At 53.6% G+C, this 16271-nt stretch carries 14 protein-coding genes; 5 read left to right on the forward strand and 9 right to left on the reverse strand.

Going from position 1 to position 16271, the window contains the following annotated elements; translation table 11 throughout:
* Both alaS and recA read right to left on the reverse strand, forming a co-directional pair.
* Positions 1-2490, reverse strand: a 2490-nt coding sequence (gene alaS / locus QZ197_RS05335; RefSeq protein WP_296430816.1) for an alanine--tRNA ligase, incomplete at its 3' end; no start/stop codon positions are given.
* Between the two features lie 241 nt (positions 2491-2731).
* Positions 2732-3817: a recombinase RecA gene (gene recA / locus QZ197_RS05340; protein ID WP_296430817.1), complete on the reverse strand. Its 1086-nt coding sequence runs from the start codon at positions 3815-3817 to the stop codon at positions 2732-2734.
* Positions 3818-4011: 194 nt separating this feature from the next.
* Here recA and QZ197_RS05345 point away from each other — a divergent pair, with 194 nt between their 5' ends.
* Positions 4012-4608: a gamma-glutamyl kinase gene (locus QZ197_RS05345; protein WP_296430848.1), complete on the forward strand. Its 597-nt coding sequence runs from the start codon at positions 4012-4014 to the stop codon at positions 4606-4608.
* Positions 4609-4651: 43 nt separating this feature from the next.
* Here QZ197_RS05345 and glpK read toward each other — a convergent pair whose 3' ends face one another.
* Both glpK and glpD read right to left on the reverse strand, forming a co-directional pair.
* Complete coding sequence (gene glpK, locus QZ197_RS05350) at positions 4652-6136, reverse strand: glycerol kinase GlpK (protein ID WP_296430820.1); 1485 nt, start codon at positions 6134-6136, stop codon at positions 4652-4654.
* Between the two features lie 44 nt (positions 6137-6180).
* Complete coding sequence (glpD, locus tag QZ197_RS05355) at positions 6181-7722, reverse strand: glycerol-3-phosphate dehydrogenase (protein WP_296430822.1); 1542 nt, start codon at positions 7720-7722, stop codon at positions 6181-6183.
* 169 nt (positions 7723-7891) lie between these two features.
* On the opposite strand from glpD, the gene QZ197_RS05360 reads away from it, so the two are divergent.
* Positions 7892-8650, forward strand: coding sequence for a DeoR/GlpR family DNA-binding transcription regulator (locus QZ197_RS05360; protein WP_296430825.1), 759 nt, complete (start codon positions 7892-7894; stop codon positions 8648-8650).
* Here QZ197_RS05360 and QZ197_RS05365 read toward each other — a convergent pair.
* Together QZ197_RS05365 and QZ197_RS05370 are read right to left on the reverse strand one after the other, a co-directional pair.
* Positions 8636-9361, reverse strand: coding sequence for an RlmE family RNA methyltransferase (locus tag QZ197_RS05365; protein WP_296430827.1), 726 nt, complete (start codon positions 9359-9361; stop codon positions 8636-8638). The genes QZ197_RS05360 and QZ197_RS05365 overlap by 15 nt on opposite strands.
* 15 nt (positions 9362-9376) lie before the next feature.
* Positions 9377-10489 carry a Ppx/GppA phosphatase family protein gene (locus QZ197_RS05370; protein WP_296430829.1) on the reverse strand — a complete coding sequence of 371 codons (1113 nt, stop codon included), beginning with the start codon at positions 10487-10489 and terminating at the stop codon, positions 9377-9379.
* Between the two features lie 252 nt (positions 10490-10741).
* Between QZ197_RS05370 and QZ197_RS05375 the strand changes: the two genes are divergently transcribed.
* From QZ197_RS05375 to QZ197_RS05385, 3 genes are read left to right on the forward strand one after another with little or no spacing between them, the layout of a single operon-like run.
* Positions 10742-11053 carry a virulence factor gene (locus QZ197_RS05375; RefSeq protein WP_296430830.1) on the forward strand — a complete coding sequence of 104 codons (312 nt, stop codon included), beginning with the start codon at positions 10742-10744 and terminating at the stop codon, positions 11051-11053.
* 14 nt (positions 11054-11067) lie between these two features.
* Complete coding sequence (locus tag QZ197_RS05380; protein ID WP_296430831.1) at positions 11068-11997, forward strand: methylenetetrahydrofolate reductase; 930 nt, start codon at positions 11068-11070, stop codon at positions 11995-11997.
* Between the two features lie 9 nt (positions 11998-12006).
* Positions 12007-13074 (forward strand): methyltetrahydrofolate cobalamin methyltransferase, encoded by a 1068-nt coding sequence (locus QZ197_RS05385; RefSeq protein ID WP_296430833.1) that lies wholly within the window; start codon positions 12007-12009, stop codon positions 13072-13074.
* Here the strand turns inward: QZ197_RS05385 and QZ197_RS05390 are convergent.
* From QZ197_RS05390 to QZ197_RS05400, 3 genes are all read right to left on the reverse strand, one after another.
* Positions 13071-13838 carry an HpcH/HpaI aldolase/citrate lyase family protein gene (locus tag QZ197_RS05390; RefSeq protein WP_296430834.1) on the reverse strand — a complete coding sequence of 256 codons (768 nt, stop codon included), beginning with the start codon at positions 13836-13838 and terminating at the stop codon, positions 13071-13073. The two genes, QZ197_RS05385 and QZ197_RS05390, sit on opposite strands and share 4 nt — an antisense overlap.
* 76 nt (positions 13839-13914) lie before the next feature.
* Complete coding sequence (ugpC, locus tag QZ197_RS05395; protein ID WP_296430836.1) at positions 13915-15009, reverse strand: sn-glycerol-3-phosphate ABC transporter ATP-binding protein UgpC; 1095 nt, start codon at positions 15007-15009, stop codon at positions 13915-13917.
* Positions 15010-15027: 18 nt separating this feature from the next.
* The coding region (locus QZ197_RS05400) for an alpha-amylase family glycosyl hydrolase (protein ID WP_296430838.1) at positions 15028-16271 on the reverse strand (1244 nt) is incomplete at its 5' end.

A 16271-nucleotide genomic window follows, 5' to 3' on the forward strand; every position in this document is an offset into this window, starting at 1 on the left:
ATCGGCGGTCACGCCAACGGCAACCGCAGCCTTGCCGCCTGCATCAGCAATCAACAAAACCGCGCCGCTGTCTAATGAGGACTTCATTTCATCAATCAAAGCAGGCAGATCCTTGCCCGTCACGCCCGTCAAAACCTGCGCTTGGAAAGAAATGCCGTTGATGACCTCGGATGGGGCTGCTGTTTGCGCGCCGCCACCCATAGCCACTTCACGGCGCAACTGCGCAACTTCGTTTGTGAGCGCTTTACGTTCGTCCAGCAATGCCTTTATACGGTCAGCAACCTCTGACGCGGGCGCTTTCAATGCAGACGCCACTTGACCCAAACGCGCGTCTTGGCCCCGCAGATAATCCAAAGCGGCCTGCCCGGTTAGCGCTTCGATACGCCGCACACCTGCACTGGACGCACTGTCGCCCAATGCAACAAATGCACCGATCTCGCCCAATTGCGATACATGCGTTCCACCGCAAAGCTCGAGCGAATAGGTGTTGCCATTGCTACCCTTGCCGGACCCAACCTGACGGCCCATTGACACCACCCGCACTTCATCGCCGTACTTTTCGCCGAACAACGCTTGCGCACCCATCGCGCGCGCATCATCAGGCGTCATCACACGTGTCTCAACTCGGCTGTTCTGGCGGATCATGGCGTTAACATCACGTTCAACACGCGCCAATTCATCAACGCTTAGAGCTTTGGTGTGGCTGAAATCAAACCGCAGCCGATCAGGTGCATTCAACGAACCACGCTGCGCGATGTGATCACCCAAAGTCTCGCGCAGCGCCTCATTAAGCAGGTGTGTCGCTGAGTGGTTTGCTTGAATATCGCCGCGCCGCGCGGGATCAACTTGCAATTCAGCACCCTGCCCTTTGCGGATCGACCCTTCGATCACCTTTGCAAAATGGATATAAAGGCTGGTGACCTTCTTGGTGTCAGTGATTTTCGCCTTGCCCGTTTCTGTGACCAGCATGCCTGCATCGCCAACTTGACCACCTGATTCAGCATAGAACGGCGTTTGGTTTAGCACGATCTGCACCTCACCATCTGTTTGGTTCACAGTGCCACCGTCCACTACCAACGCCGCAATCTGTCCTTCAGCCGACATCGTATCATAACCCAAGAAGTCGGTCGCGCCGCTTTCGTCAGCAATATCAAACCAGATCGCACTATCAGCAGCCTCGCCTGTGCCCGACCAAGCCGCCCGCGCTTTGGCCTTCTGCGCAGCCATAGCAGCGTCAAAACCGTCGGTATCTACAGCCCTACCTTTTTCACGCAACGCATCCTGGGTCAGATCAAGTGGAAACCCAAAAGTATCATAAAGCTTGAAAGCCGCCTCGCCCGGCAATGCTGCATCCTCGGGCAATCCCGCCAGTTCGTCGTCCAATAGCTTTAAGCCGCGATCAAGGGTCTGCTTGAAACGAACTTCTTCATTCAACAGCGTTTCTTCGATCAGCCGTTGTCCTAGGCCCAACTCAGGATATGCAGCACCCATTTGCTGCACCAAGGCAGGCACCAAACGGTGCATAACGGGATCTTTGGCCCCCAACAAATGCGCATGGCGCATGGCGCGGCGCATAATCCGGCGCAACACATAACCGCGACCTTCGTTCGAAGGCAAAACGCCCTCGGCGATCAAAAACGACGTCGACCGCAAATGGTCCGCAATCACACGGTGATGGGTGTTGCCCAGACCGTCGGGATCGCTTGAAGTGGCGTCTGCTGACGCTTCCATAAGAGCGCGCATCAGGTCTGTGTCGTAATTGTCGTGCTTACCTTGCAGCAATGCCCCGATCCGCTCTAGCCCCATGCCAGTGTCAATCGATTGCATATCAAGCGGTTTCATCGTGCCATCATCGAACTGTTCGTTCTGCATGAAGACAACGTTCCAAATTTCAATGAAACGGTCGCCATCTTCTTCGGCAGACCCCGGAGGACCACCCCAGATATGATCGCCATGATCATAGAAAATCTCTGTACATGGTCCGCATGGGCCGGTTGGCCCCATCCGCCAAAAGTTATCGTCAGTTGGAATACGGATAATCTTATCGTCGCTCAGACCCGCGACTTTCTTCCACATGTTCGCCGCTTCGTCATCGGTGTGATAAACAGTCACCAACAAACGATCCGCGTTGATGCCAAATTCCTTTGTCAGCAGTTCCCACGCGTAAGGAATAGCTTCGGCTTTAAAATAGTCCCCAAAGCTAAAGTTCCCTAACATTTCAAAGAACGTATGGTGCCGCGCCGTATAGCCTACGTTATCAAGGTCATTGTGCTTTCCGCCGGCGCGCACACATTTTTGACTGGTCGTCGCGCGGGTATAATCGCGCGTTTCGACACCCGTGAACATGTTTTTGAATTGCACCATGCCAGAATTGGTAAACATCAATGTCGGATCATTCCGCGGCACCAACGGGCTGGACGGGACCACCTGATGCCCGTTTTGGTCAAAATAGTTAAGAAAGGTCGAACGGATGTCTGCAAGGCTGGTCATGACACGCTTTCAATAAGGCTATCGCTTTGGCGTGAAGAAATACCCGCGCACCTGCATGCTGTCCACAGTCAAACGGAACTGATGGTCGCATTGCGCCGCACTGAAACAAGAACGACCTAAACAGATGTTACCACACGGCCCCCTCACAACCGAGAAAGGGTGCCGCAGTTGCGACACCCTTTCATAGCATTCCTGATCACCATTGATGAAATGGCCATTTCTGAAGTCGTCGTCAGCGACCTTAGACTTCCACGAGGTCGTCACCACCTTCATCGTCAACGCTTACCTCGGGCAGGTCAAAATCAAGCCCGTGCGCCGCGCGGATTTTATCCTCGATCTCGAGTGCAATCCGAGTGTTCTCACGTAAGAACAGTTTAGAATTCTCACGGCCCTGACCGATACGTTCGTCACCATAGCTAAACCAGGCGCCAGATTTTTCGACAATCCCCGCCTTTACGCCAAGATCGAGTAACTCCCCTGTTTTAGAGATACCTTCACCATACATGATATCAAACTCGACTTGCTTGAACGGTGGTGCGACTTTATTCTTAACAACCTTCACACGGGTCGCGTTTCCAACAATCTCATCGCGATCTTTGACTGCGCCAATACGGCGAATATCCAAACGAACAGACGCATAAAACTTCAGGGCATTTCCGCCCGTTGTTGTTTCCGGTGAGCCAAACATCACACCGATTTTCATGCGGATTTGGTTGATGAAAATCACCATGCAACCTGACCGATTGATTGACCCTGTCAGCTTGCGCATAGCCTGGCTCATCAAGCGTGCATGCACACCGACAGAGCTGTCACCCATATCACCTTCAAGTTCTGACTTTGGTGTCAATGCGGCGACTGAATCGACAACCACCATGCTCACAGCGCCTGAACGCACCAATGTATCCACGATCTCAAGCGCTTGTTCGCCCGTGTCGGGCTGAGAAATGAGCAATTCATCAAGGTTCACACCTAGCTTTTTTGCATAAGATGGATCAAGGGCATGTTCTGCGTCTACAAAAGCGCAGACACCGCCTTTTTTCTGTTCTTCTGCAATCGCGTGCAGTGTCAATGTTGTCTTTCCCGACGATTCAGGTCCGTAGATTTCTACGACACGACCCTTGGGCAAGCCACCAATCCCAAGTGCGATATCAAGACCCAGCGAACCCGTTGATGTCGCCTCGATGTCGGGCATCTGATTCTTACCGCCAAGTTTCATGATGGAGCCTTTGCCGAACTGCCGTTCGATCTGCGCCAGTGCGCTTTCCAGCGCCTTTTCTTTGTCCGCGGTTTTCTTATCAGTCATTTTGAGGAGTTCTGCCGTTGCCATGTTTCGCGTCCTTATCTCATGCCCCCCGCAGGGCGGCAATCACTGCTTTTTGTTCTTCTTGTGTTCTTTTCGTTAATGGGACCAAAAGAAGAACATTGCAACATTTATTTGCATCACCATCATCACCAAGCAGTGGTTAAGGATTGGTTTATGTCCTAAAGATAAATCATAGAAACGCGAAAATCGGGGATGAAATGCTTGTTTTCTGGAAAGAAAACCTTGTGTTGTTGGCTGTGCCAAAGACAGGTTCGACCGCGTTACAAGGTACGTTAGCCCCGCGCGCGTCAATGGTCTTGCGTGATCCACCGCACTTAAAGCATGCACCTTGCTATCGCTATAAACGTTTTCTTAAGCCCTTCTTTGTACAAGCTGGTGGGCAGAAACCAGAGTTAATGGCAATCGTACGCAATCCCATCGACTGGCTTGGCAGTTGGTATCGCTACAGAACGCGAAAGGATTTAATCGGACATGAGAATAGCACGCATCTTGTCAGCTTTGATGACTTCGTGCTTGAATATTGCAAAGGGCAACCAGCCCCGTTCGCAGACGTGGGATCGCAAAACAAATTTCTGCGGATCAATGATGGTGAAATCGGCGTAGACCACCTGTTTCAATACGAACAGTGGGACAAAGTGATTGAATATATTGAGAATCGGCTTGAGATGAAAATCATTCTTAAGCAGAAAAACATGTCTCCGAAGATGGACTTACAGCTCTCGCTTCACGTCGAAGAAAAATTACGAGCGAAACGCGCTGCAGAGTTTGCAGTTTGGGAGTTGGGGCGGCGGTAACGCTTTATTTTTTAGGGCGTTCACATCGTGCCAAGCCTACGCATTACGTTAAGGTACGGCGAACCGCATCCTTCCATCCGGCATAGCGACGCTCTCGCAGCGCGGGATCCATTGCAGGTTCGAACCGCCGATCCAGCGCCCAGTTGGCTGCAAAACCTTCCTGGTCGGGGTAGACCCCCGCACGCATCCCCGCAAGCCAAGCGACACCAAGCGCGGTTGTTTCAAGGACCGTTGGACGATCCACAGGCGCACCAATGATGTCAGATAGAAATTGCATTGACCAATCAGAGGCACTCATGCCACCGTCAACGCGTAAAACACCATCTGTATCAGATGCTTGCCAGTCGCTTTTCATTGCCTCCAAAAGGTCTCGTGTTTGAAAACCGACACTTTCCAATGCTGCTCGTGCGAACTCTGCCGGACCGGAATTGCGCGTCAGACCGTAAATCGCACCGCGCGCGTCAGCATCCCAATAGGGTGCGCCAAGACCTGTGAAAGCAGGCACCATATACAACTCTTGCCCTTCATCTGCGGTCTGAGCCAAGGGCTGCGTTTCTTTGGCATCACGGATGATCTTTATTCCATCACGCAGCCATTGCACGACTGCACCCGCAATAAAAATAGAGCCTTCAAGGGCGTAAGTTGGTTTGCCATTAAACTGGTACGCAATCGTCCCCAAGAGTCGTTTCTTGCTTTCAACCAACGTATCGCCGGTATTTAGCAAAGCAAAACAGCCAGTTCCGTAAGTTGATTTCAACATGCCCGGCCGAAAACAGGCCTGCCCGATTGTCGCGGCTTGCTGGTCGCCAGCCACACCCAAAATGGGCAGTTCTTTTCCAAAAAGATCGGCGCGCGTCATCCCGAAATCAGCCGCGCAATCTAAAACCTCGGGTAGCATAGATGCCGGGATGCCAAAGCGGTCGCAAATCGTGGTGCTCCACCGTCCTTTGCGAATGTCATATAGCATGGTGCGCGCTGCGTTCGTGGCATCGGTGACATGGCGTTTTCCGCCGGTCAGCTTCCAGATCAGATAGCTGTCGACCGTCCCAAAGAGCAACTCACCTGCCTGTGCCCGCGCGCGTGCGCCTTCTACTTTGTTCAGAATATAGTGGACTTTTGTGCCCGAAAAATAGGGATCTGCAAGCAGACCGGTGCGGTGTGTGATTGTGGCCTCGAAACCTTCGCTGCGCAGTTCTTCGCAGAAAGGTGCAGTGCGGCGATCTTGCCAAACAATCGCGTTATGGATCGGTTCACCAGTTTTCTTATCCCAAACTAGCGTCGTTTCACGCTGATTTGTAATGCCAATCGCCGCAACATCATCTGCCGTGATCCCCGCCTTTTCAATAGCACCACGGCATGTGGACGCGACCGATGACCATATGTCTGACGGATCATGCTCAACCCAACCGGACTGAGGGAAATGCTGGGGAAACTCTTCCTGCGCTGTCGCTTTGACGCGCATGTCGGCGTCGAAAATGATCGCACGGCTTGACGTCGTGCCTTGGTCGATTGCCAAAATGTAAGTCATAGTATCCCCCAATTTCGTTTAGCGTAACGCGCCCACCGTCAGGCTCAAGCCGCCATATATGTGTCAAGCGTCGCTATTTGATCTTTTGTCATCCGCAAGCCCAGTTTTGAACGACGCCAAACGATGTCTTCTGCAGAAACAGCATACTCGTGGGACATCAGCCACTTAACCTCTGCCTCGGTCAGGGTCGCGCCAAAATCCGTTCCCAGATCAAGTGTCTCTTTTGCGTCGCCCATGATCTGGCGCGCTTCGGTGCCGTATCCTTTTATCAAACGCAACGCCCACGCTGGTGATAAAAACGGATAGGCCGCTTGCAGTTCAGCAACCAATTGGTCACGCGCAGCAACTTCGAAATCTCCACCCGGCAAGGCCGCATCGTGGGTCCAAGGCATACCCCCGCCCACCAATGGTGTAAGCTTTTTCAGCGCGTTTTCCGCCAGTTTACGATAAGTCGTGATCTTGCCACCAAAAATGTTCAGCAACGGCGCACCGCTATTATCAAGAGATAACACATAGTCGCGGGTCGCCGCTGTAGCTGATTTCGCCCCGTCATCATAAAGCGGCCGTACGCCGGAATATGTCCATACCACATCATCGCGGGTTACTTGTTTGTCGAAATATTGCGTCGCAAACGCACAAAGATAGTCTTGTTCTTCGTCAGTCGCATAAGGTTTTTGGGACAGGTTTTCATGCTCTGCATCGGTGGTTCCAATAAGCGTAAAATCAGTCTCATAAGGAATTGCGAAAATAATCCGCCCATCCTCACCTTGGAAAAAATAGCTTTTGTCGTGGTCAAACAGCTTTTTCGTGACAATATGGCTGCCGCGCACAAGCCGCACCCCCTCAGAGGTGTTCAGCCGTGCCACTTCGCGCACGATGTTTTCAACCCAAGGACCGCCAGCGTTCACAAGCGCGCGGGCCGTGTGGGTTGTCTGTTGCCCTGCATGTTCAGTCACGATTTCCCAATGCCCATCAACACGGGCAGCGCTGACGACTTTCGTGCGGGTCATGATCTGTGCGCCCCGGATCTGTGCATCGCGTGCATTCAGAACGACCAGTCGCGCATCTTCGATCCAACAATCGGAATATTCGTAAGCGCGTTTGAACTTTCCTTTCAAAGGCACACCAACAGGGTTCGTAGTCAGATCAATAGTGCGGGTGCCCGGCAGGATTTTGCGCCCCCCCAAATTGTCATACATGAAAAGGCCAAGCCTGATCAGCCAAGCAGGGCGGCGTCCTTTCATCCATGGCATCACCGTGGATAGCAATTTCGAGGTCGGCGTGTCGTTCTCGAACCGCATATCCTTATGATAAGGCAGCACAAATCGCATTGGCCAACTAATATGAGGCATATTCTTTAATAGCACTTCGCGTTCGATCAATGCCTTTCGCACCAATCCAAATTCAAAAAACTCAAGATAGCGTAAACCACCATGAAACAACTTGGTCGACGCAGAAGACGTCGCAGAGCCAAGGTCATTCATTTCGGCCAATCCGACCTTTAGTCCACGGCCGGACGCATCGCGCGCAATACCGCATCCGTTGATCCCGCCGCCAATTATGAAGACGTCAAAGTCGATTTTCATACTATGCCTCGTTGGTTTTCACTCGTGTTACGTGTGCAGAATGCGTGTGCAAGCTGCTTCGATGTTAATGTTCGGTCCATAAAAGACGAACACGACCCGAATGCAGATATGATCAATTTTTAAAGGAAAACTTCTTGCCTTATGTTCGGTGCTTTGCCAAACCGAACATATGGACACCACGCAACGCCACGACCTCATCCGTGCCCAAGCCCAGTCTGAGGGCAAAGTAACGGCAGCCGCTCTCTCGGACAGATTGGGTGTTGCTGTTCAAACTATACGGCGCGATCTGCGCCAACTTTGTGCGGCAGGCCTACTCGAACGTATCCACGGTGGCGCGGTGCTGCCCTCCGGTGTCAGCAATATAGGCTATGGCGATCGCCGCGCGCTGAACCGTGATATAAAGTTGCGGATTGCGCGTCGCGCGGCGCGGCTTATCCCAGATAGCGCATCGCTATTCCTGAACATCGGCACCACAACCGAAGCAGTTGCTCATGCGCTGCGAGATCATAAAAACCTGATGGTTGTGACAAATAACCTAAACGTTGCCAACATCTTAGCCAGCAACCCTAGCTGCGACGTTGTCGTCGCGGGGGGCAGTCTGCGCCGGTCTGACGGGGGATTAGTGGGTGATTTGGCCGCGCTAGCGATTGATCGGTTCAAGGTTGATTTCGCCGTTATCGGGGCATCTGCAATTGACCTAAGCGGAGATCTTTTGGACTTTGATCCCCAAGAAGTACGTGTCAGCCAGCAAGTGATCAAATCAGCCCGGGCAACGATCCTTGTCGCTGACAGCACCAAATTCACACGCAAAGCGGCCGTCAAAATAGCGTCGCTTGCGCAAGTTGATCATTTTGTGACAGATCATATTCCGTCGGAAAAACTGATAGGTGACTGTGCCGACTGGGGCACAAAACTACACCGCGTCTGAGCCTTTAAACCCTGTCGCCACAACGAATTTTTCAGAACTGTCAGACCGCGACGCGGGCGGTTTTACGTTGGCAACTTTGGTAAACCGCGCTTTCAGCAGTTTTTGCAAATCACCCTCTGCACCACCTGCCAGAACTTTTGCGACGAATGTGCCGCCCTCTTCTAATACATCAAATGCAAAATAGGCTGCAGCCTCGCACAGTGCGATAATCCGGATGTGATCGGTTTGTTTATGGCCCGAAGCCGATGCCGCCATATCGGACATCACAACATCCGCCTTGCCGCCCAGCCATTCACGGACCTGCAAATCGGCATCGTCTTCAAGAAAATCTAACTGATGGATTTCCGCGCCCGGAACCGGATCGACCTCTTGCAGGTCAACACCAAGCACATATCCCACGGCTTTGCTTTTGCGTTCGCCCAAGGTGTTCGCCCGCTTGACCGCCACCTGCAGCCATCCACCTGGCGCACAGCCCAAGTCAACAATCCGCGCACCTGGAATAAGGAACCTGAATTTATCATCCAATTCCAATATTTTATAAGCAGCCCTGCCCCGATACCCATCAGTTTGCGCGCGCTTCACGTAGGGATCATTCAACTGCCGCTGCAACCAATTGGTCGAGCTTAGCTTGCGGCCGCGCGCCGTTTTTACTTTGACAGTCAGATCACGTTGCCCGCGACCAGAGGAATTTTTGGTTGGTTTTTTGCCCATAACAGCGCTTTACCCCTAAAACGGGGTATCTTCCAAGACCCCATCCGCAGACATCTGCGCATAAAGCAGCCCTTCGCGCAGTCCACGGTCGGCCACTGACAGCCGATCCGTCGGCCAAAGCCGCATCAACGCCTGTAAAATAGCCGATCCTGACATGATCAGTGCTTGCCGATCCTTGCCAATGCGCGGATCAGCGCGCCGCCCTTCTGGACCCAACGTCAGATACTCGCGGATCACTGTGTCAATTTGATCAGAGGTCATCCGCAACCCGTCCACTTTGGTCCGGTCATAGCGTTTCAAGCCAAGATGGCTAGCCGCAACTGTTGTTACCGTGCCGCTGGTGCCAATGATCTGAAACCCCTCGCGGGCTTGGGCCGCCGCATAGGGTGAAAACTCTTCTAGGTTTTCCTCGAAGAACCAGCTCATCAAGGCAAATCGCGCGGCATCATCTTCGACATCGGCAAATTGGTCACGCAAGGTAGCCACGCCCAACGGCACGGAAATCCAATCCACCACTTTGGCAGCTGCAAAAGGGCCCGGGTCAGATTTAAATCCGGCGTGTAGCCGCATGATCGCACGAGGTCTTTCGCGTTTGGGCACATGGGTCAGATCAATCCAGACCAGCTCGGTAGAGCCGCCGCCGATATCGACAACCAACAGCTGTTCGGTATTCATGCTGACCAAAGGCGCGCAGGAAATCACCGCTAAGCGGGCTTCTTCTTCGGGTTTGATAATCTCAAGATCAAGACCGGTTTCGCGGCGGACTTGGGCGATAAAGTTATCCCCGTTCAGCGCACGCCGGCACGCTTCAGTCGCAACCAAACGCATGCGCTGCACGCCGTGGCGTTTCAGCTTTTCGCGACAAATCCGCATCGCTGAAATTGTGCGGTTCATAGATGCACGCGACAAACGGCCCGTGCTTTCAAGGCCATGGCCCAGCTGCACAGACTTTGAAAAACTGTCAACCACATGGAACTGGCTGCCCTTTGGTTGGGCAACAAGCATGCGACAGCTATTCGTGCCCAAATCCAAAGCGGCATAAAGCTGCGCCGGATCAGGCGATGTTGGCGCGGGGGTCTCGACCGCTTTAGGGAACACGCCCGCACCGTTGGGACGCTTGGGCGTCATAATCACGCCCTCCATTTTCAAGTTATCCCCAAGCTATGTCGCCGTTCGACTTTGCACAAGTCTTGTGATTGGTTTCGACAATCTGACGCATAAAGAAGATGAGGAATTTGACGGCGCGTGCGACTAGCCCGTCTTCGTGGCACCCGCTAGCTATGACGGGCAGTCGCTGGCTGCGTCTGGCATGTCGAAAACCGACATCGGACGGCGCAAGTGGATGATAGAACGGACACAACAAGCACGAGGGAGAATCAAATGGCTGACGTTACTGTTGTTTATTGGCGTGACATGCCAGCGCAGGTTATTGTGGGCCGTGGTCGCCGCGGCACCAAGCTGCCTTTGCCCGAACGGTTTGAACAAGCTATTGACCGCGCTGCGATGAAATCAGGTGCCGCTGAATCCGATGCCTACATCGAAGGTTTTCGCAAAGCTGATCCTGTCCCTGTTGATGGGTCAGATCAAGAAGCCGCCGAAACTATGGTTGCCAAAATCGATGCTGAATTCGATCTTGACCGGATCAAGATCCTTATCGCCAATGATGGCTGGGCTTCAGCCCCATCAACCTAGTTCGGAGCCTTTCCATGTCATTGCTTTCATTTGGTAAATCCAAAACCCCGATCGAGACACCTGTGAACCCGCAGGTCGAAGCGCTGTTGCAAGACTATTCCATCGAGGTCATGCCGCGCACTGCAGAAAAGGTCGAAGATTTCACCGCGTTGCTGCCCAAAGGCACCCGCGTGTACGTCGCCCACATTGAAGGTACCCCAATTGAAGAAATGGTCGCCACCGCCAAGCGACTGTCGGCAGACGGGTACAAAGTCATGCCGCACTTCCCCGCCCGCATCATCAAAGACGAAGCAACGCTAGCTGATTGGATCGCGCGCTATCAAGGCGAGGCTGGCGTCGATCAGGCGCTGTTGCTCGCAGGCGGCGTCGATAAACCGTTTGGGGATTTCCATTCCTCGATGCAGCTTTTGGAAACCGGGCAGTTTGGCAAAGCTGGCTTTAAACACCTGCACGTCGCAGGCCACCCCGAAGGCAACCGCGACATCGACAAAGACGGCGGAAACACCCTTGTCATGGACGCGCTGCGGTGGAAGCAGACGTTCGCGGACACCTCCGACGCGCGAATGGCCTTGGCCACCCAATTCGCATTCGAGGCAGGCCCGATCATTGCATGGGCCGATGCCATCAAGGCGGCCGGGATCACCTTGCCAATTCACATCGGTATCGCGGGTCCTGCCAAACTGCAGACCTTGATCAAATTCGCCATTGCGTGCGGCGTCGGCCCGTCGCTGAAGGTTCTTCAGAAACGTGCCAAGGATGTGACCAAATTATTGCTCCCGTTTGAACCGACAGAAGTTCTGAGCGAACTTGCCGCGCACAAGGCCGCCAACCCCGATTTCAACATCACCCACGTTCACTTTTTCCCACTTGGCGGCATCAAAACCAACGCCAACTGGGCCATCGCAAATGGCGGCGCGTCCGCTATCCCTGCTTCTCAATCCTAAGGACGACCCATGACACGCACGATTGTCGAATCTAAAACCAAGACTGCCATCATCGGGTTCGACCAACCCTTTTGCGTGATCGGTGAACGGATCAACCCAACGGGCCGCAAAATCTTGGCCGAAGAACTGGAACGCGGCGATTTTTCGCGGGTCGAGGCTGACGCGATTGCGCAGGTCGCTGCAGGCGCGAACATTCTTGATATCAACTCTGGCGCTGTTTTCTCGAATAAAATGGCCGAAGACCCGCGCTATGCGGACAACAACTTCGTTGAGCCTCCGCTTATGCGTGAAATGGTTATGCGCGTGCAGGCGATTGTAGATGTGCCATTGTGCATCGACAGCTCTGTCCCCGGTGCGCTAGAAAACGGACTAGCCGCTGCTGAAGGTCGCCCGCTTTTGAACTCCGTGACTGGCGAAGAAGAGCGACTGGAATTGGTGCTGCCCCTCGTCAAGAAATACAATGTTCCCGTCGTTGCGATCTCGAACGACGACACTGGCATTTCCGAAGACCCTGACGTGCGGTTCGCTGTTGCCAAAAAGATCGTCGAACGCGCCGCTGATTTTGGCATCCCTGCCCATGACATCGTGGTCGATCCGCTGGTGATGCCAATTGGCGCAATGGGCACCGCCGGTTTGCAGGTCTTCACACTCGTGCGCCGCCTGCGCGAGGAGCTGGGTGTTAACACGACATGTGGCGCATCCAACATCAGCTTTGGCTTGCCAAACCGCCACGGAATAAACAACGCGTTCTTGCCGATGGCGATGACAGCAGGCATGACGTCCGCGATTATGAACCCCGTCGCCCTTCCAATTGGTCCTCTGAAAATTGCAGAAAAGCGGGCAGAGATTGCAGCGGCAGGCATCATTCTCCCGGAAGACATGGACGATGAGATGTTCGTGACCCTGTTCGGGATGGGATCAACACTGCCGCGTGCTGGCAAAGAAATGGAAGCGATCCGCGCAGCCAATTTCCTAACGAACAACGATGCATCAGGGTCGGAATGGATTAAATTCAACCGCGTCGCCCCAAAAGAAGGCGAAGGCCGTGCCCGCACTGGCCGTCGCCGTCGTGGCTAGGTCTTAATTCGCGCAGCCAAGCCGCGCATTGCGGTATTGAGAGCGAACATGTCACAACCAACGCCGAGGAAGGTCACACCTTTCTCGGCGTATTCGTTCACACGACTTTCATCAAAGGTGATGATGCCTGCAATTTTGCCCGCCGCAACTGTGCGCGCTATCATGTGATCTATCGCTTCCTCAACTTTCGGGTGATCCGGCTGCCCTGGATAGCCCATGTCAGCAGATAGGTCCGCAGGCCCGATAAACACACCGTCAACACCCTGTGTCGCGGCAATAGAATCAATATTATCAATCGCTTGTGCGCTTTCTGCTTGCACCAGCAGACACACCTGATCGTTTGCAGTATGGGGGTAATCTGTCACGGCACCAAAGCTGGTCGCCCGTGCCAACGCAGCACCCATTCCCCGATTGCCGTGCGGCGGATAGCGCATTGCGCGCGCCATCTTTTGCGCGGTTTGCGCATCATCGACCATAGGGACAAGTACCGTCTGACAGCCTAAATCAAGCGCTTGCTTGATCATCCAAGCCTCTGCATTTGCCACGCGGACCACGGCTGGTGTGCCGCTAATCGCAAGTGCTTGCAGCTGCGGCAGCATCTCTGACACCGTGTTGGGGCCATGTTCGCCGTCAATCAAACACCAATCAAAGCCCGCGTTGCCTGCAAGTTCTGCCAATACCCCCGTCCCGGACGTCAGCCAAATCCCATGCTGGACCTGCCCCGCATTAAGTGCATTTTTCAGTGTATTCACCGGCGTTTGCATCGCGTTCTTCCTCAAATAGAAATCGCGCCGATGCCATCACATCGGCGCGATAAGCGCAACGGGTCAGATAAAGGGTTTAGCGGTAATAAAGCGATTGTCCGTTATGGAAGACTTGCACCTTTGATGGATCAGCGTTCAAACGCACGGTCTTGCCACGTAGGTCAGCATGGATGCCGGGCAGTTTGCCGATCACAGGTTCGTTGTCTCCAATCCGTTCAAAATAAAGCAATGTCACCTCACCCAAGGCTTCGGTGAAATTCACATTGCCCTCGAACAGGTAGTCCGCACCTTCGGCTGTCTCCAGCAAATCTTCTGGGCGCACACCAATGTTCACCTTCAGACCCTTGTCTGCATCCGTCGTCGGAACCGCAGACATCGCCGTCCCTCCACCATGCAACTTGATCGTGGTCTGCGCGCCTGTTCCGACAATCTCGCCGGACAGAATATTCATCGCAGGCGAGCCAATAAATTGCGCTACAAATTCATTCTCCGGACGCTCGTACAATTGCAGGGGTGTGCCAACCTGCGCGATGCCTTTGTTCGCCAAGACCACGATACGCGTGGCAAGTGTCATCGCCTCAACTTGATCGTGTGTCACATAGATCATCGTGCTTTTCGGCATCGATTCTTTAAGCTGCGCGATCTCGATCCGGGTGGCGACGCGCAAAGCAGCGTCAAGGTTCGAGAGCGGTTCATCGAAAAGATAGACTTTCGGGTCACGCACAATCGAGCGACCGATAGCGACACGCTGGCGTTGACCACCCGAAAGGGCCTTTGGCAGGCGATCCAGATATTCATCTAGCTGCAAGATTTTTGCAGCGCGGCCAACGGCCTCTTCGATTTCAGCGGTGGATTTCTTAGCCAGCTTAAGCGCAAAAGACATGTTTTCGCGCACTGTCATATGCGGATACAGCGCGTAGGATTGAAACACCATCGCAATGCCACGCTGCGCAGGCGGCACGTCATTCACAACCTGACCGTCGATCTGCAGCTCACCACCGGTGATGCTTTCCAGACCTGCGATCATGCGCAAAAGCGTTGATTTACCACAACCTGACGGGCCAACAAAGACAATCAATTCGCCTTGTTTGATATCCAGATTGATGTTTTTCAAAACATCCACGGTACCGCCATAGGTCTTGGCAACGTCCGTTAGTTTCAGATCAGCCATGTCTCACTCCCCTTAAATTTATGACTTAAGCGCTAGGCAAACTTGCCAAGGCCCAAGGTGCAGTCTCCCGTCTGCGGATGTATGTGCGCTGCCCAATTCGGCCCCGATCGGGGTCCAATTGCCTTTGGGCAGGTCGAAATCGGATGGTGTTTCGCTGACGTTGAAGGCGCAGAAAATTGTCTGTGTCCCTGAAGTCCGCGTGAAATAGACCACATCGCCTGTTGCCTTTACGCCATCGTGGTCACCGGTACTTAGCGCCTCATGAGCATGACGGAACGCGATTGCTTTGCGGTAATGATGCAGCAACGCGCCTGGTTCGTCCTCTTGGGCAGCAGCGGACATATGCAGATGTTCTGACGCGACTGGCAACCAAGGTTTCGCAGCCGAGAAACCACCGTTTTGATTGCTGCTTTCCCAAACCATCGGGGTGCGACAACCATCACGGCCTTTGAATTCTGGCCAGAATTCGATGCCGTATGGGTCTTGCAGGTCTTCAAACGCAACATCTGCCTCTGGCAGGCCCAGTTCTTCGCCTTGATAGAGGCACACGGAACCACGCAAGCAAAGGATCAATGTCGCAAACATGCGCTGTGCGGCGGGTGTCAAATCCCAGCGGCTCGCGTGACGCATCACATCGTGGTTGGAAAATGCCCAGCAGGCCCAGCCGTCTGCTGCAACGTCGTCGACCTTGTTCATAACTTGCGTAATGCGTGCCGCAGTTGGCTGATCTTTCGCCAAGAATTCAAAGGCATAGCACATCTGCATCAGGTCATCGCCAGCGGTGTACTGGCCCATAATCTCAAGCCCCAATTGCGCGTCCCCCACTTCGCCAACGGCGGCAGCACCGTAGGGTTCCATGACCGCTCGCAACTTGCGCAGGAAGTCGATGTTTTCGGGTTGGTTCTTGGAATAAAGATGCTCTTGGTGGTTATAGGGATTCACCGATGGCGCAATCGTCGCGTTGCGTTTTTCGGGCGGCAAGGCAGGATTATCGCGCAACTGCGCATCATGTGTGTAGAAGTTGATCGTATCCAAACGGAACCCGTCACAACCACGGTTCAGCCAGAAACGGGCCACATCAAGCAGCGCCTCTTGGACGGCAGGCGCGTGGAAATTCAGGTCAGGCTGGGACACTAGAAAATTGTGCATATAATACTGTTCGCGCCGCGCGTCCCACTGCCAAGCGGAACCACCAAAGATCGACAGCCAGTTGTTTGGCGGCGTGCCATCAGGTTTGGGATCTGACCAGACGTACCAGTCGG

Origin of the sequence: Yoonia sp. (assembly GCF_017854415.1) — a bacterium.
Lineage (GTDB): Bacteria > Pseudomonadota > Alphaproteobacteria > Rhodobacterales > Rhodobacteraceae > Yoonia.